Raw genomic sequence first — 23,986 nt, forward strand, 5'->3', positions numbered from 1 at the left:
GCTCCTACAGAGTTCGCGTGATTCTGTAGGAGCCGGCTTGCCGGCGATGCGCGAAGCGCGGCTTTATTTCTTCAGGTCTTCGGCGCCCTGAAGGGGTTCGTCACCGAGCAACAGATCCTTGTCATGGCTGACCAGCTCTTCTTCGAACATGCGCCAGATATGGTCGTCCTGGGTACCGAGCAATTCGATAAAGCGACGGCCTTCGATCTTGTCGCTCAACTGGCCGATGTAACGGCCCTGTTCGGTTTCACTGCGGGTCAGGGTGATCTTGCGATCTTTCTCTGGCTGGGTCGGCGAAATCAGGTTGAGTTCCAGGGTTTTGGGCTGGCTGTTGCCGCTCAGGTGCAGGTCGACTTCGCCGGTCACGCCATCCAGGTGCACGCTGGCGCGCATCAGCAGGGTCTGTGCCAGCAGTTCACGGTCGAGGGAGCGGTTGATGCCTTTGCCGGCTTCGTAATAGTTGTCGTTGACCAGGTTGTCCGGGTTATTCACCGCAATGGTCACCATGGACAAGGTCAGGGTCACCGAGCAGGCCAGGATCCCGATGATGATCCACGGCCAGAGGTGCTTGTACCAGGGACTTGCGGCAGTTGCTGCGGGCATGATCAGTTCTCTTAACGATTTTGTGGGCCGATGAACCGGCTCTTGGCTTCAATGTGGACGCTGTCGTCATCGGCATCCTTGAGGATGAATTTCACCTCGTTGGTGCTCGACGGCAGTTTTTCCGGTGCGACCGACAACTCGGCAGGCTGGCTGACAATCTCGCCGGCCGCGACCTTGATCTCGCGCCGGCCCTGCATTTTGAGATCCGGCAGGCCCGAGGCTTCGAGGATGTAGGTGTGGTCGCGCTGGTCCTTGTTCATGATTTTCAGGCTGTAGACGTTTTCGATCCGGCCTTCGGCGTTCTCGCGGTACAGCACGCGGTCCTTGCTGACGTCGAAACCCACCAGCGAACGCATGACGAAGGCCGTGGCCAGCAAACTGATCATCGCCAGCAACACCACGGCATAGCCGATCAGGCGCGGACGCAGTTTATGGGTTTTCTGCCCGGACAGGTTGTGTTCGGTGGTGTAGCTGATGAGGCCGCGCGGGTATTCCATCTTGTCCATGATCGCGTCGCAGGCATCGATGCAGGCGGCGCAACCGATGCATTCGATTTGCAGGCCGTCACGGATGTCGATACCGGTCGGGCAGACCTGGACGCACATGGTGCAATCGATGCAATCACCCAGGCCCTGGGCCTTGTAGTCGATGCCTTTCTTGCGCGGGCCACGGCTTTCGCCACGGCGCGGGTCGTAGGACACGATCAGGGTGTCCTTGTCGAACATCACGCTCTGGAAGCGTGCGTACGGACACATGTAGATGCACACCTGCTCACGCAGCCAGCCCGCGTTGCCATAGGTGGCGAGGGTGAAGAAACCGACCCAGAAGTACGACCAGCCATCGGCCTGGCCGGTGAAGAATTCGATCACCAGTTCGCGGATCGGCGAGAAATAGCCGACGAAGGTCATGCCGGTCACGAAGCCGATCAGCAGCCACATTGTGTGCTTGCTGAGCTTGCGCACTATCTTGTTGGCGCTCATGGGCGCCTTGTCGAGTTTGATGCGCTGGTTGCGGTCGCCTTCGGTGACCTTTTCGCACCACATGAAGATCCAGGTCCACACACTTTGCGGGCAGGTGTAGCCGCACCAGACCCGCCCGGCGTACACCGTGATGAAGAAGAGGCCAAACGCGGCGATGATCAGCATGCCAGACAGCAGGATGAAGTCCTGGGGCCAGAAGGTTGCACCGAAGATGAAGAACTTGCGCTCTGGCAGGTTCCACCAGACGGCTTGATGGCCACCCCAGTTCAGCCAGACCGTACCGAAATACAGCAGAAACAGCACGGCACCGCCCGTCATCCGCAGGTTGCGGAACAGGCCGGTGAAGGCGCGGGTGTAGATTTTTTCCCGAGAGGCGTAGAGATCGACGCTGTTGTTCGCGTTCTTGTTGGGTGGAGTGACGTCGTGTACCGGAATCTGGTTGCTCATCAGTTGCATCCCACGGCAGTGGAAAAATTGCCCCGGCCAGTACGTGCCAACCGCGGTCAAAAAGGGGGCTTACAGTGGCGCAATGATACGCCTGTCGCTCTAGCTCGCGGGTGCGACCTTTGGTCGCGTTGGGGAAAAACAATGGATGGTGTAGCAGATGTAACAAAACATGATGCAGGTCAATTGACTTGTCGAGTATAGCCGTCGAACCGCAGGTAACGACGCCAATCAGGTATCCATTGGCGTCGCTGGATGTCTTACCTGACGGCGATGGTATGGCGGGCGACAGGATTGCGCCAATCGTTGTCGGCGACGACATTGACCGTCAGTTGTGTTCTGTCGTCAGAGATCTTTGCGTACAACCAGGTTTTTCGGGCTGCCGAGCCACTCGTGAACAGCGGCACATCGCCGTAGATATAGTTGGGCGGGTACATTCCGTGCTGCTTGTTCGCATCGGAGGAGAACACGGCGGTGACGCCATAATCATCAATCAGCTTTTTGAAACGAATGATTTCAGTCTCCCTGGTTGGCCAGTGAAACGCCTGGTGCAAATTCAGCAGAATGATTTTTCCTTGTGAGCGCGCCTGCCGCAGATCACGTTCCAGCCAGTCTAGGGACGGAATGATTTCGTAAGCTGTCGTGTTGAATAAGGACTGCGTGGAAAAATTCACCGAATAGGTTGGCTGGTTATGCAACTGAATCAGGTGAACATCACCGAAGTCCCGGGAGTAAGCGAGGCTTCCATACCAGGTTTTCGTCAGACCGGAGGCCTGGGCCGCAAGGTCCATGTTCTGGACCTTTCCCCAGTAACGTTCCTTGAGGTCATCGACACTGCCGGCCGCGCAACTGGAACAACTACCGGCATTGAAGTTGTAATCGTGATTGCCCAAGCCGTAGTCGTAGACGTTGTTCAGTGTCTTCTGCAACACCGTTTTGATGTAGGCGCGCTCACTGGATTGGCCTGTGCTGGTCAGGTCGCCGTTGATCATGACGGGAACGGCGGCATGCCCGCCCGATTGCATGCGGAAATCGGCAATGCTGGTGTATTGCGCATCGATCAGCCATCGGGAGCGGGTCTCCGTATCGGCGGTGGATTCTGATTCGCCGTTGTCGGAAGTTTCACTGGAAGGGTATTTCGGGCTCGCAGCAAATACGATGTGGGCAGGAGGTGTATCTGCGGCAAATGAATGCATGATCGATACGCCGTAGGCAAACAACAAGACGGGTAAAAATTTCAAATTGATTGGGTTTTTCATGGAAATCCTTTTCTATGAATAATGGGTTTTTATTTCTGATATTCCGCGGATTTGACTGTAGGGGTGTGCGCTTGCAGGCGCTAGGGTGTGTTGTGTTTGTATTGATAGTGTTTGTTTCGGTGTGGCGTTCGATAAATGTTTTATTAATTGAAAGCCAGTTCCAGGTGGAAATGAAAACGGCCCCGTCAGTTACCTGGCGGGGCCGTTTTTTGTTGCTTCAAGCGTTTGCCTTATTTGGCATCTTCCGCCGCAGCTTTCTCACCGTGAGACAGGCTGTAGACGTAAGCGGCCAGCAGGTGAACCTTGTCGTTACCTTGCATGGCTTCTTGCGCAGGCATCTGGCCCTGACGGCCGTAACGGATGGTCTGCTGCAGTTGAGCGAAGCTCGAACCGTAGATGAACGCGCCCGGGTGAGTCAGGTCAGGTGCGCCCATGGCCGGAGTGCCTTTGCCTTGTGGGCCGTGGCACGCGACGCAGTTGGCAGCGAACAGCTTCTGGCCGGCAACCGGATCAGCCTTGGCGCCTTCAGGCAGCTTGCGCCCATCGAGGTTGGTCAGGACAAACGCAGACACGTCGGCAACGCCTTGCTCGCCGATCACTTCAGCCCACGCCGGCATGACCGCGTGGCGGCCACCCAAGATGGTGGTCTTGATGGCTTGTGCGTCGCCGCCCCAGCGCCAGTCGGCGTCGGTCAGGTTAGGGAAGCCATAAGCGCCCTTGGCGTCGGAACCGTGGCAAACCGAGCAGTTGGAGGCGAACAGGCGGCCACCCATCTTCAAGGCTTGCGGATCCTTGGCCACTTCTTCGATTGGCATGGCAGCGAATTTGGCGAAGATCGGACCGAACTTGGCGTCCGACTTGGCCATTTCCTTTTCCCACTCGTGAACGCCAGTCCAGCCGCTCTGGCCGTTGGCGAACGGGGTCTGCTTCTCGTTATCGAGGTAGCCGTAACCCGGCAGCAGGCCTTTCCAGTTACCCAGGCCCGGATACAGCGCCAGGTAGCCCAGTGCGAAGATGATGGTGCCGACGAACAGCATGAACCACCATTTCGGCAGCGGGTTGTCGTACTCCTCGATCCCGTCGAAGGAGTGGCCAACCGTCTCATCTGTCTGTTCGCTGCGCTGCCCCTTACGGGTCGACAGCAGCAGCCAGGTCAGGGCGAAGATGGTACCCAGACTGAGGACTGTGACGTACAGACTCCAGAACGTAGTCATTCTTTGTTACTCCTAGAAGCTTGCTCGACGTGCTTGATGGCTTCGGGATCATCCGCGAAAGGCAGCAAGGTCGCGTCTTCAAACTCCGACTTGCGCTTGGGGCTGAATACCCACAGCGCCAGACCGATGAAGGCCACCATCACAACAACGGTGCCCAGGCCACGAATCATCCCGATATCCATCTAAATCACCGTTTGCTTTTGATGATGGTGCCCAGGCCTTGCAGATAGGCCACCAGCGCGTCCATTTCGGTTTTGCCCTTCACAGCATCCTTGGCACCGGCGATGTCTTCGTCGGTGTAAGGGACGCCGAGCGTGCGCAAGACTTCCATTTTCTTGGCGGTGTCTTTGCCGTCGAGCTTGTTTTCCACGAGGAACGGGTAGGCCGGCATTTTCGACTCAGGCACCACGTTGCGCGGGTTGTACAAGTGCGCACGCTGCCAGTCATCGGAGTAACGACCGCCGACACGGGCCAGGTCCGGACCGGTACGCTTGGAACCCCACAGGAACGGGTGGTCCCAGACGCTTTCACCGGCGACCGAGTAGTGGCCGTAGCGTTCGGTTTCAGCACGGAACGGACGGATCATCTGCGAGTGGCAGCCGACACAACCGTTGGCGATGTAAACGTCCCGGCCTTCCAGTTCAAGGGCGGTGCGAGGCTTCATGCCTTCGACCGGCTTGTTGGTGACATCCTGGAAAAACAGCGGAACGATCTGGGTCAGGCCGCCGATGCTGACGGCGATGACCATGAAGAAGGCCAGCAGGCCAATATTCTTCTCGACTGCTTCATGCTTCATCAGTGAGCTCCAACTACGGCAATCTGTTCGGCGGCTTTGGCATCAGCCGGGTTCGAGGCACGTACGGTGCGGAATACGTTGTAGGCCATGAACAGCATGCCGGCGGCGAAGAATGCACCGCCCAGGGCACGGACGATGAAGCCCGGGTGGCTGGCTTGCAGCGCTTCGACGAACGAGTAGGTGAGGGTGCCGTCATCGTTGATTGCACGCCACATCAGGCCCTGGGTAATGCCGTTGACCCACATCGAAGCGATGTAGAGCACGGTACCGATGGTCGCGAGCCAGAAGTGGGTGTTGATCAGGCCGGTGCTGTGCATCTGCGCACGACCGAACAGTTTCGGGATCATGTGGTAGACCGCGCCGATCGAGATCATCGCAACCCAGCCCAAGGCGCCGGCGTGTACGTGGCCGATGGTCCAGTCGGTGTAGTGCGACAGGGAGTTCACGGTCTTGATCGCCATCATCGGACCTTCGAAGGTAGACATGCCGTAGAACGCCAGGGACACCACCAGGAAGCGCAGGATCGGGTCGGTGCGCAGCTTATGCCAGGCGCCCGACAGGGTCATCATGCCGTTGATCATGCCGCCCCAGCTCGGAGCCAGCAGGATGATCGACATCGCCATGCCCAGGGACTGAGCCCAATCCGGCAGAGCGGTGTAGTGCAGGTGGTGCGGACCGGCCCAGATGTACAGGGTGATCAGCGCCCAGAAGTGCACGATGGACAGGCGATAGGAGTAGATCGGACGTTCGGCCTGTTTCGGCACGAAGTAGTACATCATCCCCAGGAAGCCGGTGGTCAGGAAGAAGCCCACGGCGTTGTGGCCGTACCACCACTGGATCATCGCGTCAGTCGCACCGGCGTAGGCCGAGTAGGACTTGAACAGGCTGACCGGCAGCGATATGTGGTTGACGATGTGCAGCATCGCAGTCACGAGGATGAAGGCACCGTAGAACCAGTTACCGACATAGATGTGCTTGGTCTTGCGCTTGACGATGGTGCCGAAGAACACCAAAGCGTAGGTAACCCAGACAATGGCCAGCAGGATAGCCAGGGGCCATTCCAGTTCGGCGTATTCCTTGCTGGTGGTGTAACCCAGCGGCAAGGAGATACCAGCACCGACGATCACCGCTTGCCATCCCCAGAAGGTGAAGGCCGCGAGGCTGTCGGAAATCAGTCGCGTTTGGCAGGTTCGCTGCACGACGTAATAAGAAGTGGCAAACAGTGCACATCCACCGAAGGCGAAAATCACCAGGTTGGTGTGCAACGGGCGCAGGCGTCCAAAGCTCGTCCATGGCAGACCGAAGTTCAACTCCGGCCAGACCAGTTGCGAGGCGATGAAGACACCGAGCCCCATGCCAAGGATCCCCCAGACCACCGTCATGATGGCGAACTGGCGGACTACCTTATAGTTATAAGCAGTCGGACTGATTGCTGTGCTCATTCTAAGGTTCCACGGTTTGGGTGTTTTATTAGGATTAAAAATCGGCCGCAAGTATGGAGAAAGCAGGGGGTCATTGCAACGCGCCATGACGTGGGTCAATGCTTTCAAATGCTGATTCTGCGGCCTTTCCATGCGCCGCGTAAGGACAAAATTGCCCAAGGGCAAAATGTCTTCGCGGAGGAAATAGGCGAGGGGTTCAGGTCGCATGTAACGGGGTGTGTTCAAACGCAACGGCCGGTTGACCGACGGCAATTGGCGCGATAGCCGGTATTCCCGGCCTTTGCGGCCTGTCATCGGGCAGAAGCATCGAACACATCGGTTAAGGTCGACCTGCAACCGGTGCTCGCCGGTCCGCATCGGAGCAAGCTTAGACCCGAATCCGGTGAACCGAAAGGAAGATGCAATGAGGGTGCGACAATGCGTCGCAAAGGGAGGGGGAGCTGCCGCATCCAGATGAATGCGGCAGTAGAGCGGTCAGGATTTATTCGGCTTTGTCCTCCGCCAGCAAATGCTCGGAACCGGCAGCGTGAGACAAGCTGTAAACGTAGGCAGCCAGCAACTGCACCTTATCGTTGCCGAGCAGTTCGTTCTGCGCCGGCATATGGCCCTGACGGCCATGACGAATCGTTTGTTCAAGCTGCGTCAGGCCGGTGCCGTAGATGAAACCGCCCGGGTGCGTCAGTTTTGGCGCGCCCATCGCTTCAGTGCCCTGGCCTTTGGCCCCGTGACAAGCGACGCACGTGGTGTTGAACGCCTGCTGGCCTGCTTGCAGGTCAGCCTTGCTGTCGGCAGGCAGCGGCAGGCCGGCCAGGTCATGGCGAACATAGGCGGCAACGTTCTTGACGCCGTCTTCACCGAGGATTTCACCCCAGGCCGGCATGGCGGCCACCCGCCCACCCATAATGGTGGTCTTGATGGTTTCCGGACTACCGCCCCAGCGCCAGTCGCTGTCGGTCAGGTTGGGGAAGCCGTATGCACCCTTGGCATCCGAGCCGTGGCACACCGAGCAGTTGGAGGCGAACAGGCGGCCGCCCATTTTCAGCGCTTGCGGGTCTTTGGCGACTTCTTCCAGGGGCATGGCGGAGAATTTGGCGAAGATCGGCCCGAACTTCGCGTCGGCCTTGGCCATTTCCTTTTCCCACTCGTGCACGCCGGTCCAGCCGTTTTCATAACCGGGGAGGATGCCTTTCCAGTTGCCCAGGCCCGGATAAAGGATCAGGTAACCGACGGCAAACACCAGGGTGCCCACGAACAGCATGAACCACCATTGCGGCAATGGATTGTCGTACTCCTCGATGCCGTCGAAGCTGTGGCCCATGGTCTGGTCGACACTGCCCTTGGTTTCGCCCTTGCGGGTGCTGAGCAGCAGCCAGGTCAGGCCGATCAGGCTGCCGATGGTCAGTACGCAGATCCACGTACTCCAGAAGGTGGTCATGACCGGGTACTCCTTGTCGCAGGTTGTTCAGTGGTGTCGGGTTGCGGCTCGTCGGCGAAGGGCAGCAGGCGTGCTTCGGCGAATTCCGGGCCGCGCTTGCCGTTGAACACCCAAAGGGTCAGGCCTATGAACGCGACGAACACGACGACGGTGCCAAGGCCGCGGATCATGCCGGTGCTCAATTCAAACATTGCTCACCTCTTGCTCTTGATGGCAGTGCCGAGCACTTGCAGGTAGGCGACCAGGGCATCCATCTCGCTTTTGCCCTTGAGCGAAGCGACGGCGCCGCTGATGTCTTCGTCGGTGTACGGCACGCCCAAAGTGCGCATGGCCTTGATCTTGGTTTCGGTATGACTGCTGTCGACCGGGTTGGCCACCAGCCATGGGTAGGCCGGCATCTTCGACTCGGGCACGACGTTGCGCGGGTTGTACAAGTGCGCGCGGTGCCAGTCATCGGAGTAGCGCGCGCCGACACGGGCCAGGTCCGGACCGGTGCGTTTCGAGCCCCACAGGAACGGGTGATCCCAGACGCTTTCGCCGGCCACCGAGTAGTGGCCGTAGCGCTCGGTCTCGGCGCGGAACGGCCGGATCATCTGCGAGTGACAGCCGACGCAGCCTTCGCGGATATAGATATCGCGACCTTCCAATTGCAGCGCGGTGTAGGGCTTCATGCCTTCCACCGGTTTATTGGTTACGTCCTGGAAGAACAGCGGGACGATCTGGGTCAGACCGCCAATGCTCACCGCCAGGATCATCAGCAGCAGTAACAGGCCGACGTTTTTCTCGATAGTTTCGTGTTTCATGGCGGACTCCTCAGACCATCTGCGCGGCAGCGGCGGCTTCGGCAGGCTGCGAGGCCCGCACGGTGCGCCAGGTGTTGTAGGCCATCAGGAACATGCCGCTGAGGAAGATCGCGCCGCCCACCAGTCGCACGACGAAGCCAGGGTGGCTGGCCACCAGCGTCTCGACGAAGGAGTAGGTCAGCGTGCCGTCTTCGTTCACTGCACGCCACATCAGGCCCTGGGCGATGCCGTTGACCCACATCGAGGCGATGTACAGAACGGTGCCGATGGTGGCGAGCCAGAAGTGCGCGTTGATCAGGCCGATGCTGTGCATCTGCTCGCGACCGAAGACTTTCGGGATCATGTGATACAGCGCGCCGATGGAAATCATCGCCACCCAGCCGAGCGCACCGGCGTGTACGTGGCCGATGGTCCAGTCGGTGTAGTGGGAGAGGGCGTTCACGGTCTTGATCGCCATCATCGGCCCTTCGAAGGTCGACATGCCGTAGAACGCCAGCGACACCACGAGGAAGCGCAGGATCGGGTCGCTGCGCAACTTATGCCAGGCGCCCGACAAGGTCATCATGCCGTTGATCATGCCGCCCCAGCTCGGTGCCAGCAGGACCAGCGACATCACCATGCCCAGCGATTGCGCCCAGTCTGGCAGCGCGGTGTAGTGCAAGTGGTGCGGACCGGCCCAGATGTACAGGGTGATCAGCGCCCAGAAGTGCACGATCGACAGGCGATAGGAGTACACCGGACGCTCGGCCTGTTTCGGCACGAAGTAGTACATCATCCCGAGGAAACCGGCGGTGAGGAAAAAGCCCACGGCGTTGTGCCCGTACCACCACTGCACCATCGCGTCGGTGGCGCCTGAGTAGAGCGAGTAGGACTTGGTGAAGCTGACCGGCAGTTCCATGTTGTTGACGATATGCAGGATCGCCACGGTGACGATGAACGCGCCAAAGAACCAGTTACCCACATAAATGTGCTTGGTCTTGCGCTTCATGATCGTGCCGAAGAACACGACGGCGTAGGCGACCCAGACGATGGTGATCAGGATGTCGATCGGCCATTCCAGCTCGGCGTATTCCTTGGAACTGGTGTAGCCCAGCGGCAGGCTGATCGCTGCCAATAGAATCACCAGTTGCCAGCCCCAGAAGCAGAACGCGGCGATTTTCGGCGCGAACAGTTGAGTCTGGCAGGTGCGTTGCACCGAATAAAACGAACTGGCGAACAGTGCGCAGCCGCCAAAGGCGAAGATCACCGCATTGGTGTGCAGCGGGCGCAAGCGGCCGAAGCTGGTCCACGGCAAATTGAAGTTGAGTTCGGGCCAGACCAACTGGGCCGCGAGAAAAACCCCGAGCCCCATGCCGACGATGCCCCACACCACCGTCATAATGGCGAATTGGCGGACCACCTTGTAGTTGTAGGCGGTACTGATAGAAGTGTTCATGGTTCCCCATCCACGGTTCAGCCGAAGTGAGCGCAAACGGCGCATCCTTCGCCTGGAGTTATAGGCAGACTAAAAGCGAGGCAAGCATGGACAAACAGCACAAGGCCAGTATTGACGGGGATCAATGGGCGCAGTGCGTGCAGGATCATGGATGGCTGTGGAATGCCGCTGCCGGCAAGGCTTCGGCGACGCTGATTCTTGCCCACGGCGCCGGCGCACCGATGGACAGTAGCTGGATGAGCGACATGGCTGCACGCCTCGCGGCACAAGGCGTGAACGTGTTGCGCTTCGAGTTTCCGTACATGGCGCAGCGGCGTGTCGACGGCAGTAAACGCCCACCGAATCCGGCCCCGAAACTGCTGGAATGCTGGCGCGAGGTGTATGCCCAGGTGCGACGCCATGTCACTGGGTTGCTGGCCATTGGCGGCAAGTCCATGGGCGGGCGGATGGCCAGTTTGCTGGCCGATGAATTGAAGGCGGATGCGTTGGTGTGCCTGGGTTATCCGTTTTATGCCGTGGGCAAGCCGGAGAAACCGCGGGTCGAGCATTTGGCTTCCCTGAAAACCCGGACATTGATCGTGCAAGGCGAGCGGGATGCGCTGGGCAATCGCGAGGCGGTCGAGGGTTATGCGCTATCGCCGAGTATCGAGGTGTTCTGGCTGGTGGCGGGGGATCATGATTTGAAACCGTTGAAGGTTTCCGGGTTTACCCATGAGCAGCATTTGGCGGCTGCAGCGCAGAAGGTTGCAGCGTTTCTGTAGGAGCTGGCTTGCCAGCGAAGGCGGCCTTCCAGGCAGTATCGTGTTTTGGTCAGTGGCGGGGGAAGTCGCGGTGTTTATTCAGTAAAGTTTTCGCCAGCAGTCAGGGCCTCATCGCTGGCAAGCCAGCTCCTACAGGGGATTGCGGTCTCTGTAGGAGCTGGCTTGCCAGCGATGGCGGTATCAAGGCCTAGCGGTTAAACCGTTCCACCAACGAGTACTGGGTATTCGCCGTGCGGGTCAGTTCTTCACTCAACAACGCCGAGTTCTGCGCCTGTTCCGAGGTCTGGTCCGCCAGTTCCGAGATATTGCTGATGTTGCGGCTGATCTCTTCGGCCACGGCACTTTGTTCTTCGGTCGCAGCGGCGATCTGGGTGGTCATGTCGGTGATGTTGGCCACCGCCTCGCTGATCCCCACCAACGCCTGATCCGCTTCCAGCACCCGCGCCACACCTTCTTCCGCCTGACGATGCCCGGCTTCCATGGTTTGCACGGCGGTGCCGGCGGTTTGCTGGAGCTTGGCGATCAGCGCGTGAATCTGCCCGGTGGATTCGGTGGTGCGTTGCGCCAGCTGACGAACTTCATCGGCGACCACCGCAAAGCCGCGACCCATCTCACCGGCACGGGCCGCTTCGATAGCGGCGTTCAGCGCCAGCAGGTTGGTCTGGTCGGCGATGCCTTTGATCACATCGACCACGCCACCGATTTCGTTGCTGTCCTTGGCCAGTTGGGTCACGGTCTGGCCGGTTTCACCGACCACCACCGACAGGCGCTGGATGGCTTCGCGGGTTTCCCCGGCAATGTCACGACCACGGCCGGTCAGGCGATTGGCTTCCTGGGTGGCGTCGGCGGTGCGTTGCACATGGCTGGCGACTTCCTGAGTGGTCGCGGCCATCTGGTTGACGGCGGTCGCCACTTGCTCGGTCTCGACGCGTTGGCGCTCCAGACCGCTGGAGCTTTTGTGCGCCAGGGCGTCGGACTGTCTGGCCTGATCGGTCAAGTGTTCGGCGGTGTCCTGCAGACGGGTCAGGCAGGTTTTCAGGCGTGCTTCCTGGCTGAGGATCGACATCTCCAGACGTGCCTGGGCGCCACGGCTGTCGGTGTACATCTGCGCAATCAGCGGGTCAGACGTGGTCTGCTCAGCCAGGCGCAGCAAGCGCTTGAGGCCGCGCTGTTGCCAGCTCAAGCCCATCAGGCCCAGCGGCACCGAGAGGCCGGCCGCCAGGGCGAAGCCCCAGTGGGAGTTGAGCGACGCGCCAATCATGAAGCTCAGTTGGCTGACCAGAATAAACGGCAGCCAGTCCTGCAGAACCGGCAGCCATTTATCCGAGGAGGGAATGGCTGACTTGCCCTGGTTGATGCGTTGGTAGAGCGCTTCGGCACGGCGGATCTGTTCGGCGGTGGGCTTGACCCGGACCGACTCGTAACCGATTACCTGATTGCCATCGAAGACCGGCGTGACGTAGGCGTTGACCCAGTAATGGTCGCCGGTCTTGCAGCGATTCTTGACGATGCCCATCCATGGCAAGCCTTGTTTGAGTGTGCCCCACATGTGCGCGAAGACCGCCGACGGGACGTCAGGGTGACGCACCAGGTTGTGCGGTGCACGGATCAGTTCCTCACGGGAAAACCCGCTGATTTCGACGAATGCGTCGTTACAGTAGGTGATCACGCCCTTGGCATCGGTGGTGGAAATCAACCGCTGCTGAGCCGGGAAGGTCCGTTCGCGTTGGGTAATGGGCTGGTTGTTACGCATGGCATATTTAATCCGCAAGGCTTTCAAGCGCTGTATCGGCATCTCCCGGCATTTATTGAGGTTATTTTTTGATAGTCGGCAGTGCGTCGCAAAATGACCCTTGCGTCAGCGCGCAAGCATCGGATAGGTGAACAGGCCGAAGTGCAGCAGGTTCAAGCCAAAATGAGTGGCAATGGCCGCAGCCAATCCGCCAAAACGGTAGGCCAGGCCGTAACCCATGCCGGCCAGGGTCGCCAGCAGCGCCCATTGCCATCCTGCCCCTGCATGAGCCAGGCCGAAGATCGATGCTGCCAGCAGCAAGGCAAGGTTTTCGCCCTGGGGCAGATGTTTCATGCACCGGCTCAATCCGCCCTGAATGTAGCCGCGGAACAGCGCTTCTTCGACCAGCGTCACCATGAGCAGATTGTTCAGCAGCCATAACCAGGCGTGCTCCGGCCATTTGGGCGCCCAAGCGATGACACCCAGCAGCATCGCACCTCCGAGTGCGAGGACGACGCTCAAGAAGAGCGCCACGACAGTTGCAGAGAGGGAAGCCCGCAGCGAACGCCGGGAGACGATCCAGGGACAGGCGATCAACAACCAGAAGCCGATCAGTGGCTTGTCCAGATTCAAATGCATCGCGAACGTGACGGCATCGTCGGTAAAACGCTGGGGCGGTATCACACGACCGTTATAGAAACCCGGTAACCAGTGCATCGCCAAGGCCAGGGCCAGGAAGATGAACAGGCTGTGACCGAGAAAGCGGCCAAATTGGAGTTTTTGCTGGCGAACGGCAAGGCCGGCAATGAGGAGCAATGCGACAGAGATTCCGGCGAACCCACTGAGGTGGCCGTAAGCCAGCGCCATGCCGTAACCGAGGGAGAGAAGGGCCAGAAGCGTCCATGGCAGGGCGAGCATTGAAAATCCTTGTGTCCGAAATTTTGCGGGCCTGCACGGATTATGTTCGCGAACATAAAGGCGCGATTGTACGGGGTAGCGTCCAAACAAAAACACCGCCCGAAGGCGGTGTTTGTAACAACTGCCGATTACGACGCAATCAACTGCCGCAACACATAATGCAGAATCCCTCCTGACTTGAAGTATTCCACTTCATTCAATGTATCGATCCGGCACAACACTTCGATTCGCTCGCGGGTGCCATTCTCGCGGGTGATGACCAGGGTCAGATTCATCCGCGGCGTCAGTTCGACGCCGGTCAAACCGAGGATGTCCAGCGTTTCCCGGCCGGTCAGGTTCAGGCTCTGGCGGTTTTGATCCAGCTTGAACTGCAGAGGCAACACGCCCATGCCCACCAGGTTGGAGCGGTGGATCCGTTCGAAACTCTCGGCGATGACGGCTTTTACACCCAGCAGATTGGTACCCTTGGCCGCCCAGTCGCGGCTTGAACCGGTGCCGTATTCCTGGCCGGCGATCACCACCAACGGTGTGCCCGCAGCCTGATAGCGCATGGCCGCGTCGTAGATCGGCATCTTTTCCATGGTCGGGATGTAGAACGTATTGCCGCCTTCTTCGCCGCCGAGCATTTCGTTGCGAATGCGGATGTTGGCGAAGGTGCCGCGCATCATCACTTCATGGTTGCCACGGCGCGAGCCATAAGAGTTGAAGTCCCGTGGCTCCACGCCTTTGTCGCGCAGGTATTGTCCTGCCGGGCTGTCGGCCTTGATGTTGCCGGCCGGGGAAATGTGATCGGTGGTCACCGAGTCGCCGAGCAGTGCGAGGATCCGCGCCCCCGAGACATCCTTGACCACGGGCGGCGGGCCAGCAATGTCATCGAAGAACGGCGGATGCTGGATGTAGGTCGAATCGTCCTGCCAGACATAGGTCGCCGCTTGCGGGACTTTGATCGCTTGCCACTGTTCGTCACCGGCAAACACTTCGGCGTATTCCTTGTGGAACATGGCCGTGTTGACCTGGTTCACCGCGTCAGCGATTTCCTTGCTGCTCGGCCAGATGTCCCGCAAATAAACCGGGTTGCCGTCCTTGTCCTCGCCCAAGGGTTCGCGACTGATGTCGATCCGTACCGTCCCGGCCAAGGCGTAGGCCACCACCAAGGGCGGGGAGGCCAGCCAGTTGGTTTTGACCAATGGATGCACGCGCCCTTCGAAGTTGCGATTGCCCGACAGCACCGATGCCACCGTCAGGTCGGCTTGCTGGATAGCTTTTTCGATCGGCTCCGATAACGGACCCGAGTTGCCGATGCACGTGGTACAGCCGTAACCGACCAAGGCAAAACCCAGCTCATCAAGGTAGTGCGTCAGGCCTGCCGCTTTGTAGTAGTCGGTGACGACTTTCGAGCCGGGCGCCAGCGAGCTTTTCACCCATGGCTTGCGCTTGAGGCCTTTTTCCACGGCCTTCTTCGCCAGCAACCCGGCGGCCATCATCACGCTCGGGTTTGAGGTGTTGGTGCAGGACGTGATCGCGGCGATGACCACGGCGCCGTTTTTCAGGCGATAGGTCTGGCCTTCATAGTGGTAATCCGCTTCACCGGCCAGATCGGCGTTGCCGACGGCGACACCGCCACCGCCCTCGCTTTCGAGTCGGCCTTCTTCCTTGCTGGTGGGCTTGAACTGCAGGTCAGTGAAGTCGCTGAACGCTTGCGCAACGTTGGGCAGTGCAACGCGGTCCTGTGGACGTTTCGGCCCTGCCAGGCAGGCTTCGACGCTGGTCATGTCCAGCGCCAGGCTGTCGGTGAACACCGGTTCCTGGCCCGGAAGGCGCCACAAACCCTGAGCCTTGCTGTACGCCTCAACCAGTTTTACGGTCTCGGCGGGGCGGCCGGACAGGCGCAGGTAGTCCAGCGTCACCTCGTCCACCGGGAAGAAGCCGCAGGTGGCGCCGTATTCCGGGGCCATGTTGGCGATGGTCGCGCGGTCGGCCAATGGCAGGTCGGCGAGGCCGTCACCATAGAATTCGACGAATTTCCCCACCACGCCTTTTTTGCGCAGCATCTGCGTCACTGTCAGCACAAGGTCAGTGGCGGTGATGCCTTCCTTGAGTTTGCCAGTCAGTTTGAAACCGATCACTTCGGGTATCAGCATCGACACCGGTTGCCCCAGCATCGCGGCTTCCGCCTCGATACCGCCGACACCCCAACCGAGGACGCCGAGACCGTTGATCATGGTGGTGTGGGAATCGGTGCCGACCAGGGTGTCGGGGAAGGCATAGGTGCGACCGTCTTCATCTTTGGTCCACACCGTGCGCCCCAGGTATTCCAGGTTCACCTGATGGCAGATCCCGGTGCCCGGCGGCACCACGCTGAAGTTATCGAAAGCACTTTGGCCCCAGCGCAGAAAGGCATAGCGTTCGCCGTTGCGTTGCATCTCGATGTCGACGTTCTGCTCGAAGGCGCTGCTGGTCGCAAATTTGTCGACCATCACCGAGTGGTCGATCACCAGGTCGACGGGGGAGAGCGGGTTGATGCGTTGCGGATCGCCACCGGCCTTGGCCATCGCCGCGCGCATGGCGGCCAGGTCGACCACGGCGGGCACGCCGGTGAAGTCTTGCATCAGGACCCGCGCCGGGCGGTACTGGATTTCGCGATCCGAGCGACGCTCCTTGAGCCATGCGGCAATCGCCTTGAGGTCGGCGCCGGTGACGGTCTTTTCGTCCTCCCAGCGCAGCAGGTTTTCCAGCAGCACCTTCAGCGACATCGGCAACTTGTCCAGATCGCCCAGGGTCTTGGCGGCTTCCGGCAGGCTGAAATAGTGGTAGGTCTTGGTGTCGACTTGCAGTTCTTTCAGAGCGTTCAGGCTATTGAGGGACAGCATTACGATCACTCCTGTGAGTCCGCACGGTTACGGACTGAGGGGACGGGCAGAGCCTTAAACCTAGTCCTGTTTTCAGTAGCTGGCTAATAACTGGACTCTATGGGCAAGTTCAAGGTTCCGAACTCGGCTATCATGCGCGGGTTTTCGTGACAGGCTTTGCTTTAGAGCAAGTCTGGGCATCGCGCAGTGGCTGAAATTGGTCGCCATTGCCCAGGAGTAAGAATGAACACCCTTTTTATGCATTGCCGACCAGGCTTCGAAGGTGAAGTCTGTTCCGAGATTTCCGACCTCGCCGCGCGTTTGAACGTGGCCGGTTATGCCAAGGCCAAGACTGCCAGCGCCTGCGCCGAATTTGTCTGCACCGAAGAAGACGGTGCCGAGCGCCTGATGCGTGGTCAGCGTTTCGCCGATCTGATCTTCCCGCGCCAGTGGGCCCGGGGAATTTTCATCGATCTGCCGGAAACCGACCGTATCAGCGTGATCCTCGCGCACATGGCCGACTTTCCGCTGTGCGGCAGCCTGTGGCTGGAGATGGTCGACACCAACGATGGCAAAGAGCTGTCGAACTTCTGCAAAAAATTCGAAGTGCACTTGCGCAAAGCGCTGATGGCCGCCGGCAAACTGGTGGAAGACGCACACAAGCCGCGTTTGTTGCTGACGTTCAAAAGCGGTCGTGAAGTGTTCATGGGGCTGGCGGAGTCGAACAACTCGGCGATGTGGCCGATGGGCATTCCCCGTTTGAAGTTTCCTCGCGAGGCGCCGAGCCGTTCGACGCTCAAGCTGGAAGAGGCGTGGCACCACTTCATCCCGCGTGACCAGTGGGACGAGCGCCTGCACGGTGACATGACGGGCGTCGACCTCGGTGCTGCGCCGGGTGGCTGGACCTGGCAATTGGTCAACCGCGGCATGCTGGTCACTGCCATTGATAACGGTCCGATGGCCGAAAGCCTGATGGACACCGGCCTTGTACAGCACTTGATGGCCGACGGTTTCACCTTCAAGCCCAAGCAGCCGGTGGACTGGATGGTCTGCGACATCGTCGAGAAACCGGCGCGCAACGCCGCCATGCTCGAAGAGTGGATCGGCGACGGGCATTGCCGCGAAGCGGTGGTCAACCTCAAGCTGCCGATGAAGCAGCGCTATGCCGAGGTCAAACGCTTGCTGGAGCGGATTGCCGACGGCTTCAAGGCGCGGGGCATTCGGGTCGAGATCGGTTGCAAGCAGCTGTACCACGACCGCGAAGAAGTGACCTGTCACCTGCGCCGGCTGGATGTGAAGAAACCGAAATCCCGCTGAACGATGAGTCGACGGACAATGCATAACCTGTAGGAGCCGGCTTGCTGGCGAAGGCGGCGGCACATTTGGCAGGGCGTACCTGACAGTACGCCTTCGCTGGCAAGCCAGCTCCTACAGAAGAAGGTGAAGTTCCGTTCAACGATGAGTCGACGGACAATGCATAACCTGTAGGAGCCGGCTTGCTGGCGAAGGCGGCGGCACATTTGACAGGGCGGTGCCTGACAGAACGCCTTCGCTGGCAAGCCAGCTCCTACAGAAGAAGGTGAAGTTCCGTTCAACGATGAGTCGACGGACGATGAATGATCTGTAGGAGCCGGCTTGCTGGCGAAGGCGGCGGCACATTTGACAGCGTGGTGCCTGACAGTACGCCTTCGCTGGCAAGCCAGCTCCTACAGAAGAAGGTGAAGTTCCGTTCAACGATGAGTCGACGGACGATGAATGATCTGTAGGAGCCGGCTTGCTGGCGAAGGCGGCGGCACATTTGGCAGCGTGGTGCCTGACAGTACGCCTTCGCTGGCAAGCCGGCTCCTAAAAAAGCTGGCGTTACGCCAGAGATGACCGAGTACCCGGCAATGCGCGACAATGCTGGACAGTTTCAGGAGTTAATCATGAGTGAAATGCTTGATACGCCGGTAGACGGCACCCTCGATGCCACTGGCCTCAACTGCCCGGAACCGGTGATGATGCTGCACCAGCACATCCGTGACCTGGTGCCTGGCGGCCTGCTCAAGGTGATCGCCACTGACCCGTCGACCCGTCGCGACATTCCCAAGTTCTGCGTGTTTCTCGACCATGAACTGGTGGGGCAGCACGAAGAGGCAGGCACCTATCTGTACTGGATCCGCAAGAAGTCCGTTTGACGCAAACAAAAAAAGACCTGCGAAAGCAGGTCTTTTTGTCTGTGCGATCACCCCGCCGAGTGGCTAAGTCGAATTCGTTTGCGCGCACTGCGCGTCAGTCGAATCGACAGCATCAGCGCCGCGCAACTCAGGCCGGCAATCAACCCTTCCCACAGCCCGTTCGGGCCACTCGCCGGACCGAACAAATCGGTCAGTCCCAGCACGTAGCCGACTGGCAGGCCGATGCCCCAATACGCGAACAGTGTCAGGATCATCGTCACCCGAGTGTCCTGATAGCCACGTAGCGCGCCCGCGCAAATCACCTGGATGGCATCGGAAAACTGGTACAGCGCGGCATATACAATCAACATCGACGCAATCTGGATCACGGCCCTGTCAGGCGTGTAGATCGAGGCGATTTGTTCGCGCAGGAGCAGAATCAGGGCCGCCGAGAAGGCCGCGAACACCAGTGCCGCGCCGAGCCCGACTTTCGCTGCGAAGCGCGCCTGATACGGATTTCCGGCCCCCAGTGCCTGACCGACCCGCACGGTCACCGCCATGCCCAGCGAGTAAGGAATCATGAACAGCAGCGAGCTGATGTTCAGGGCAATTTGATGCCCAGCCACCACGGTCGAGCCGAGGCTGCCGATCAGCAGGGCGATGACCGCGAAGATGCTGGACTCGGCGAAGACTGCAATACCGATCGGCAGGCCAATGCTGATCAAGCGCTTGATCACGGCCCACTTCGGACGGTCGAAGCGCACCAGCACACGCGTGCGTGCATAAAAAGGAGCCCAGAAGGTCCAAGCCGCCATGCTCAACGCCATGAACCACATCACGATGCCACTGGCCCAGCCGCACCCGACGCCACCCAGGGCCGGTGCGCCGAAATGGCCATAGATCAGCGTGTAGTTCAGCGGGATGTTCAGCAATAGCCCGCACAAGCCAATGACCATGCTCGGGCGGGTGCGACCCATGCCATCGCTGTAGCAGCGCAATACGTAATAGAACGCCATGCCCGGCAAGCCAAAGGCGATCCCGTGCAGGTAACCCATGCTCGGTTCGATCAACTGCGGATCGACTTTCATCCAGTGCAGGATCGGTTCGGCGGCGAGCAGCAGGCCGCTGCCGATCAAACCGACACACAGGGCGAGCCACAATGCCTGGCGCACCAGTGGGCCGATCTCGTCAAGGTGACCGGCGCCAAAGCGTTGCGCGACCTTGGGTGTAGTGGCCAGCAGAACGCCAGACATCAACAGGTAGACCGGAATCCAGATCGAGTTGCCCAGCGCCACCGAGGCAAGGTCCCGCGGGCTGACGCGGCCGGCCATCACGGCATCGACGAAGCCCATGGCCGTGGTGGCCAGTTGCGCAATCATGATCGGCAGAGCCAGGCTGAGCAGGCCTTTGAGCTCCATGCGTACGGGCGTCGTGCGCGGGGTATCAAGGGTGATGGTGTTTTGAGTTGCAGGATTCAATGGCGAAACGTCCAAAAAGTGTTGATGCACAGGCGCGCATTCTACGCGTTGACGCGGCGGTCAGGAAAAGACCCGTGTTGCGGATTTGTAAACCCGGTTTCTGTGGCGAGGGATGTGCAATGCTCACTGGCTCAGTATGGCCATCTACGCCTACACTGCCGGTCCGCCAAAGGAGCCTGCCATGCTGATTGTTGCCGACGAAAATATCCCCCTGCTCGATGCGTTTTTTGAAGGTTTCGGTGAAATCCGCCGAGTGCCGGGGCGTTCGATCGACCGCGCTACCGTCGAGCAGGCCGATGTGCTGCTGGTGCGTTCGGTGACCAACGTCAACCGCGCGTTACTGGAAGGCAGCAAGGTGCGTTTTGTCGGCACATGCACCATTGGCACCGATCATCTGGATCTGAAGTACTTTGATCAGGCCGGCATCACGTGGTCCAGCGCCCCGGGGTGCAATGCCCGCGGTGTGGTTGACTACGTGCTCGGCAGCCTGCTGACCCTGGCCGAAATCGAAGGCGTCGACCTGACCCAGCGTACTTATGGCGTGGTCGGCGCCGGTGAGGTGGGCGGGCGACTGGTCAAGGTCCTGCAAGGTCTTGGCTGGAAAGTGCTGGTCTGCGACCCGCCTCGGCAAGCTGCGGAAGGCGGCGATTTTGTCAGCCTGGAACAGATCGTCGCCGAATGCGATGTGATCAGCCTGCATACGCCATTGACCAAGCAAGGCTCGCAATCGACCTGGCATCTGTTCGATGAAGAACGTTTGAAGCGACTCCGCCAGGGTGCATGGCTGATCAACGCCAGTCGCGGTCCGGTGGTGCACAACTCCGCCTTGCGCGATGTGTTGCTGGAGCGCGAAGACCTGCAAGCGGTGCTCGATGTCTGGGAAGGCGAGCCCGAGGTCGATGTCGCGCTGGCCGAACTGTGTGTGCTGGCGACGCCGCACATTGCCGGTTACAGCCTCGATGGCAAGCAACGTGGCACGGCGCAGATCTACCAGGCGTATTGTGACTTCCTCGGGCAACCGGCCCAGGTCAGCTTGAGTGATTTGCTGCCGGCACCGTGGTTGTCACACGTGACCTTGAATGCACAAAGCGATCCGGCCTGGACGTTGGCGATGCTGTGCCGTGGCGTGTACGACCCGCGCCGCGACGATGCAGATTTCCGCCGCAGCCTTGTAGGCAGTGTCACCGAGCAGCGTGCGGCGTTCGATAGGCTGCGCAAGAATTATCCGTCGCGCCGTGAGATCGATGGATTACAGGTGCGGATCGAAGGGGATGCGCCGGTGTTGCAGCGGATTGTGGCGGCGTTGGGGGCAACGGCAATCTGATCGACCGTGGTGGCGCCCTTCGCGAGCAGGCTTGCGAAGGGCGCCACAGTCCTGAGTAAAAGACATAAAAAACCCGGCCAACTAGGGCCGGGCCAAGAAGACGGTGGCTATATCACTGTTGTTCGGCAGGCTTGACCAATCGCTTTTCCAGTTCGCTGCATGCTTGCTGGATCATTTCTTCAGTGATCGGTACTTCGCGGCCATTTTCATCAATAATCGAGCAACCCAGGGACTGGTCTGGCTGCGTGCGGATCACTTGAATCTTGTCATCGCTGCTGTTTTGCAAGGACATGGCCTGTCTCCTCATCAGGTTGTTTAGTGACTGTAGAACCGCCAGGTGACCGGGCTGTGACAACCTGCGACGATCTTCCGGACGGTAGAGCCAGTCCACCAGAAATGCCCTCGGATGGCTACCCGAACTTTAGACCAATAGCATCTAGGCTCTAGTCGCTGTCGACATAATTAACCTCACTCATTGTGATTTACGCAGCGCTTTCAATGGCGCGGTGTAGGCTGAAACCCTTGACTCAATGTTCTGGATGATTGCGATGCTCTCTGCCCGTCACCGCCGTGCAATTCGCCTGGCCAGTCGTTTCATCGTGCCGTATCGATGGCACGCGTTCGGTGCGTTGCTCGCATTGATCGTGACCGCGGGCATCACCCTGTCCATGGGGCAGGGCATTCGATTGTTGGTGGATCAAGGGTTCATGACCCAGTCGCCACATCTGCTCAACCAGTCCATCGGTTTGTTCATGCTCTTGGTGATGGGGCTGGCGGTCGGCACGTTTGCGCGTTTTTACCTGGTGTCGTGGATCGGCGAGCGCTGTGTCGCCGACATTCGTCGGCAGGTGTTCAACCATCTGATTTACCTGCATCCGGGGTTCTACGAAGACAACCGCAGCTCCGAGATCCAGTCACGATTGACCGCCGATACCACGCTGCTGCAATCGGTCATCGGTTCTTCACTGTCGCTGTTTTTGCGCAATCTGTTGATGGTCATCGGCGGGATCGTTCTGCTGTTTATCACCAACCCCAAACTCACCAGTATCGTGGTGGTGACCTTGCCATTGGTGATCGCGCCGATCCTGATTTTCGGTCGCCGTGTGCGCAATCTGTCGCGACTGAGTCAGGATCGGATTGCCGACATCGGCAGCTATGTTTCCGAAACCCTCGGTCAGATCAAAACCGTACAGGCCTATAACCATCAGGCTCAGGACGAACGTCGTTTCGCCGTGACTGTGGAAGAGGCATTCGACACGGCACGTAAACGCATTTTTCAGCGGGCCTGGCTGATCACCCTGGTGATTGTGTTGGTACTGGGCGCGGTCGGGGTGATGCTCTGGGTGGGTGGCATGGATGTCATTGCCGGGCGAATTTCGGCGGGTGAGCTGGCGGCGTTTGTCTTTTACAGCCTGATCGTCGGCAGCGCGTTCGGTACCTTGAGTGAAGTGATCGGCGAGTTACAGCGCGCGGCCGGGGCGGCGGAGCGGATTGCCGAGTTGCTGCGCTCGGAAAACATCATCCAGCCACCAGCCACCGATCTGGTGAGCTTGCCCGAGCGCGTGAAGGGCGACTTGATCCTGCAGGATGTGCGTTTTTCGTACCCGTCGCGACCCGAAAGTTATGCCGTCGATGGCTTGAGTCTGACGATCAACGCCGGTGAAACCCTTGCTTTGGTCGGGCCGTCCGGTGCCGGCAAATCGACGGTGTATGACCTGCTGCTGCGTTTTTACGACCCGGCTCACGGGCGTATTTTGCTCGATGGCGTGCCCCTCACACAGCTTGATCCATTGGACTTGCGTCGTTGTTTCGCCTTGGTCTCGCAAACCCCGGCGCTGTTTTTCGGCAGCATCGAAGAGAACATCCGCTACGGCAACCCGTCGGCAACCTTGGCCGAGGTTCAGAACGCGGCAAAAATTGCCTATGCGCACGACTTTATCGAGGCCATGCCCAACGGTTATCAGACCCACCTGGGTGATGGCGGGCTCGGTTTGTCCGGCGGCCAGCGCCAACGACTCGCCATCGCACGGGCGCTGTTGGTCGATGCACCCATTCTGTTGCTCGATGAAGCCACCAGCGCCCTCGATGCCCAGAGCGAACACCTGATCCAGCAAGCCTTGCCAAGCTTGATGAAAAACCGCACCACCCTGGTCATCGCCCATCGCCTGGCCACGGTAAAAAACGCCGACCGCATTGCAGTGATGGATCAAGGAAAACTGGTGGCTGTGGGCACGCATCAGGAGCTCATCGCCAGTAATGCGCTGTATGCGCGGTTGGCGGCGTTGCAGTTCAACAACGATAAGACAGAATTGGATCTCCACCTGTAGGAGCTGTCGAGAGAAACGAGGCTGCGATCT

The 23,986-nt window shown here is 59.5% G+C and carries 21 protein-coding genes; 5 read left to right on the forward strand and 16 right to left on the reverse strand.

The annotated features are described in order from the left end of the window. Window positions 1-63: 63 nt before the first annotated feature. The 11 genes from CKW19_RS19420 to ccoN (CKW19_RS19470) form a co-directional block, all read right to left on the reverse strand. Window positions 64-603, reverse strand: a complete 540-nt coding sequence (locus tag CKW19_RS19420; protein ID WP_095059413.1) for a FixH family protein — start codon at window positions 601-603, stop codon at window positions 64-66. A gap of 11 nt (window positions 604-614) precedes the next feature. Then, complete coding sequence (ccoG, locus tag CKW19_RS19425) at window positions 615-2,030, reverse strand: cytochrome c oxidase accessory protein CcoG (protein ID WP_095059414.1); 1,416 nt, start codon at window positions 2,028-2,030, stop codon at window positions 615-617. 257 nt (window positions 2,031-2,287) lie between these two features. Then, complete coding sequence (locus tag CKW19_RS19430) at window positions 2,288-3,286, reverse strand: metallophosphoesterase (RefSeq protein WP_256580359.1); 999 nt, start codon at window positions 3,284-3,286, stop codon at window positions 2,288-2,290. Between the two features lie 230 nt (window positions 3,287-3,516). Next, window positions 3,517-4,500: a cytochrome-c oxidase, cbb3-type subunit III gene (ccoP, locus tag CKW19_RS19435; RefSeq protein ID WP_095059415.1), complete on the reverse strand. Its 984-nt coding sequence runs from the start codon at window positions 4,498-4,500 to the stop codon at window positions 3,517-3,519. Beyond that, entirely contained in the window at window positions 4,497-4,682 is a 186-nt protein-coding gene (locus tag CKW19_RS19440; protein WP_003175465.1) for a CcoQ/FixQ family Cbb3-type cytochrome c oxidase assembly chaperone, read from the reverse strand. The genes ccoP (CKW19_RS19435) and CKW19_RS19440 overlap by 4 nt, the downstream gene beginning before the upstream one ends. A 5-nt stretch (window positions 4,683-4,687) precedes the next feature. After that, window positions 4,688-5,296 carry a cytochrome-c oxidase, cbb3-type subunit II gene (gene ccoO, locus CKW19_RS19445; protein ID WP_009042961.1) on the reverse strand — a complete coding sequence of 203 codons (609 nt, stop codon included), beginning with the start codon at window positions 5,294-5,296 and terminating at the stop codon, window positions 4,688-4,690. Then, a complete protein-coding gene (gene ccoN, locus CKW19_RS19450; RefSeq protein WP_095059416.1) occupies window positions 5,296-6,738 on the reverse strand; it encodes a cytochrome-c oxidase, cbb3-type subunit I in 1,443 nt (480 codons plus the stop codon). Before ccoN (CKW19_RS19450) ends, ccoO (CKW19_RS19445) begins: the two co-directional genes overlap by 1 nt. Before the next feature lie 481 nt (window positions 6,739-7,219). Continuing rightward, on the reverse strand, window positions 7,220-8,173 hold the full coding sequence (ccoP, locus tag CKW19_RS19455; RefSeq protein ID WP_095059417.1) for a cytochrome-c oxidase, cbb3-type subunit III: 954 nt from the start codon (window positions 8,171-8,173) through the stop codon (window positions 7,220-7,222). Further along, entirely contained in the window at window positions 8,170-8,364 is a 195-nt protein-coding gene (locus CKW19_RS19460; RefSeq protein WP_095059418.1) for a cbb3-type cytochrome c oxidase subunit 3, read from the reverse strand. Before CKW19_RS19460 ends, ccoP (CKW19_RS19455) begins: the two co-directional genes overlap by 4 nt. 3 nt (window positions 8,365-8,367) lie before the next feature. Beyond that, a complete protein-coding gene (gene ccoO, locus CKW19_RS19465) occupies window positions 8,368-8,976 on the reverse strand; it encodes a cytochrome-c oxidase, cbb3-type subunit II (RefSeq protein ID WP_008050390.1) in 609 nt (202 codons plus the stop codon). A gap of 10 nt (window positions 8,977-8,986) precedes the next feature. After that, window positions 8,987-10,411 (reverse strand): cytochrome-c oxidase, cbb3-type subunit I, encoded by a 1,425-nt coding sequence (gene ccoN, locus CKW19_RS19470; RefSeq protein ID WP_095059419.1) that lies wholly within the window; start codon window positions 10,409-10,411, stop codon window positions 8,987-8,989. 86 nt (window positions 10,412-10,497) lie between these two features. Between ccoN (CKW19_RS19470) and CKW19_RS19475 the strand changes: the two genes are divergently transcribed. Then, window positions 10,498-11,172, forward strand: coding sequence for an alpha/beta fold hydrolase (locus tag CKW19_RS19475; protein ID WP_095059420.1), 675 nt, complete (start codon window positions 10,498-10,500; stop codon window positions 11,170-11,172). A 187-nt stretch (window positions 11,173-11,359) separates the two neighbouring features. On the opposite strand, the gene CKW19_RS19480 is transcribed toward CKW19_RS19475, so the two are convergent. From CKW19_RS19480 to acnA, 3 genes are all read right to left on the reverse strand, one after another. Further along, window positions 11,360-12,925, reverse strand: coding sequence for a PAS domain-containing methyl-accepting chemotaxis protein (locus tag CKW19_RS19480; protein WP_095059443.1), 1,566 nt, complete (start codon window positions 12,923-12,925; stop codon window positions 11,360-11,362). A 105-nt stretch (window positions 12,926-13,030) separates the two neighbouring features. Then, entirely contained in the window at window positions 13,031-13,822 is a 792-nt protein-coding gene (locus CKW19_RS19485) for a CPBP family intramembrane glutamic endopeptidase (protein WP_095059421.1), read from the reverse strand. 128 nt (window positions 13,823-13,950) lie between these two features. Continuing rightward, window positions 13,951-16,692: an aconitate hydratase AcnA gene (gene acnA / locus CKW19_RS19490; protein WP_095059422.1), complete on the reverse strand. Its 2,742-nt coding sequence runs from the start codon at window positions 16,690-16,692 to the stop codon at window positions 13,951-13,953. A gap of 222 nt (window positions 16,693-16,914) precedes the next feature. Between acnA and rlmM the strand changes: the two genes are divergently transcribed. After that, window positions 16,915-17,988, forward strand: coding sequence for a 23S rRNA (cytidine(2498)-2'-O)-methyltransferase RlmM (gene rlmM, locus CKW19_RS19495; RefSeq protein WP_095059423.1), 1,074 nt, complete (start codon window positions 16,915-16,917; stop codon window positions 17,986-17,988). 608 nt (window positions 17,989-18,596) lie between these two features. Continuing rightward, complete coding sequence (gene tusA, locus CKW19_RS19500; protein ID WP_095059424.1) at window positions 18,597-18,848, forward strand: sulfurtransferase TusA; 252 nt, start codon at window positions 18,597-18,599, stop codon at window positions 18,846-18,848. A gap of 47 nt (window positions 18,849-18,895) precedes the next feature. Here tusA and CKW19_RS19505 read toward each other — a convergent pair whose 3' ends face one another. Further along, window positions 18,896-20,245 carry an MATE family efflux transporter gene (locus tag CKW19_RS19505; protein ID WP_095059425.1) on the reverse strand — a complete coding sequence of 450 codons (1,350 nt, stop codon included), beginning with the start codon at window positions 20,243-20,245 and terminating at the stop codon, window positions 18,896-18,898. 241 nt (window positions 20,246-20,486) lie between these two features. Here CKW19_RS19505 and pdxB point away from each other — a divergent pair, with 241 nt between their 5' ends. After that, window positions 20,487-21,629, forward strand: a complete 1,143-nt coding sequence (pdxB, locus tag CKW19_RS19510; RefSeq protein ID WP_095059426.1) for a 4-phosphoerythronate dehydrogenase PdxB — start codon at window positions 20,487-20,489, stop codon at window positions 21,627-21,629. 112 nt (window positions 21,630-21,741) lie between these two features. Here the strand turns inward: pdxB and CKW19_RS19515 are convergent, their stop codons facing one another. Next, window positions 21,742-21,921, reverse strand: coding sequence for a PA1571 family protein (locus CKW19_RS19515; RefSeq protein WP_095059427.1), 180 nt, complete (start codon window positions 21,919-21,921; stop codon window positions 21,742-21,744). Between the two features lie 247 nt (window positions 21,922-22,168). On the opposite strand from CKW19_RS19515, the gene CKW19_RS19520 reads away from it, so the two are divergent. Then, complete coding sequence (locus CKW19_RS19520) at window positions 22,169-23,956, forward strand: ABC transporter transmembrane domain-containing protein (RefSeq protein ID WP_177408838.1); 1,788 nt, start codon at window positions 22,169-22,171, stop codon at window positions 23,954-23,956. Window positions 23,957-23,986: the final 30 nt, after the last annotated feature.

Origin of the sequence: Pseudomonas sp. Irchel s3f7 (genome assembly GCF_900187615.1) — a bacterium.
Lineage (GTDB): Bacteria > Pseudomonadota > Gammaproteobacteria > Pseudomonadales > Pseudomonadaceae > Aquipseudomonas.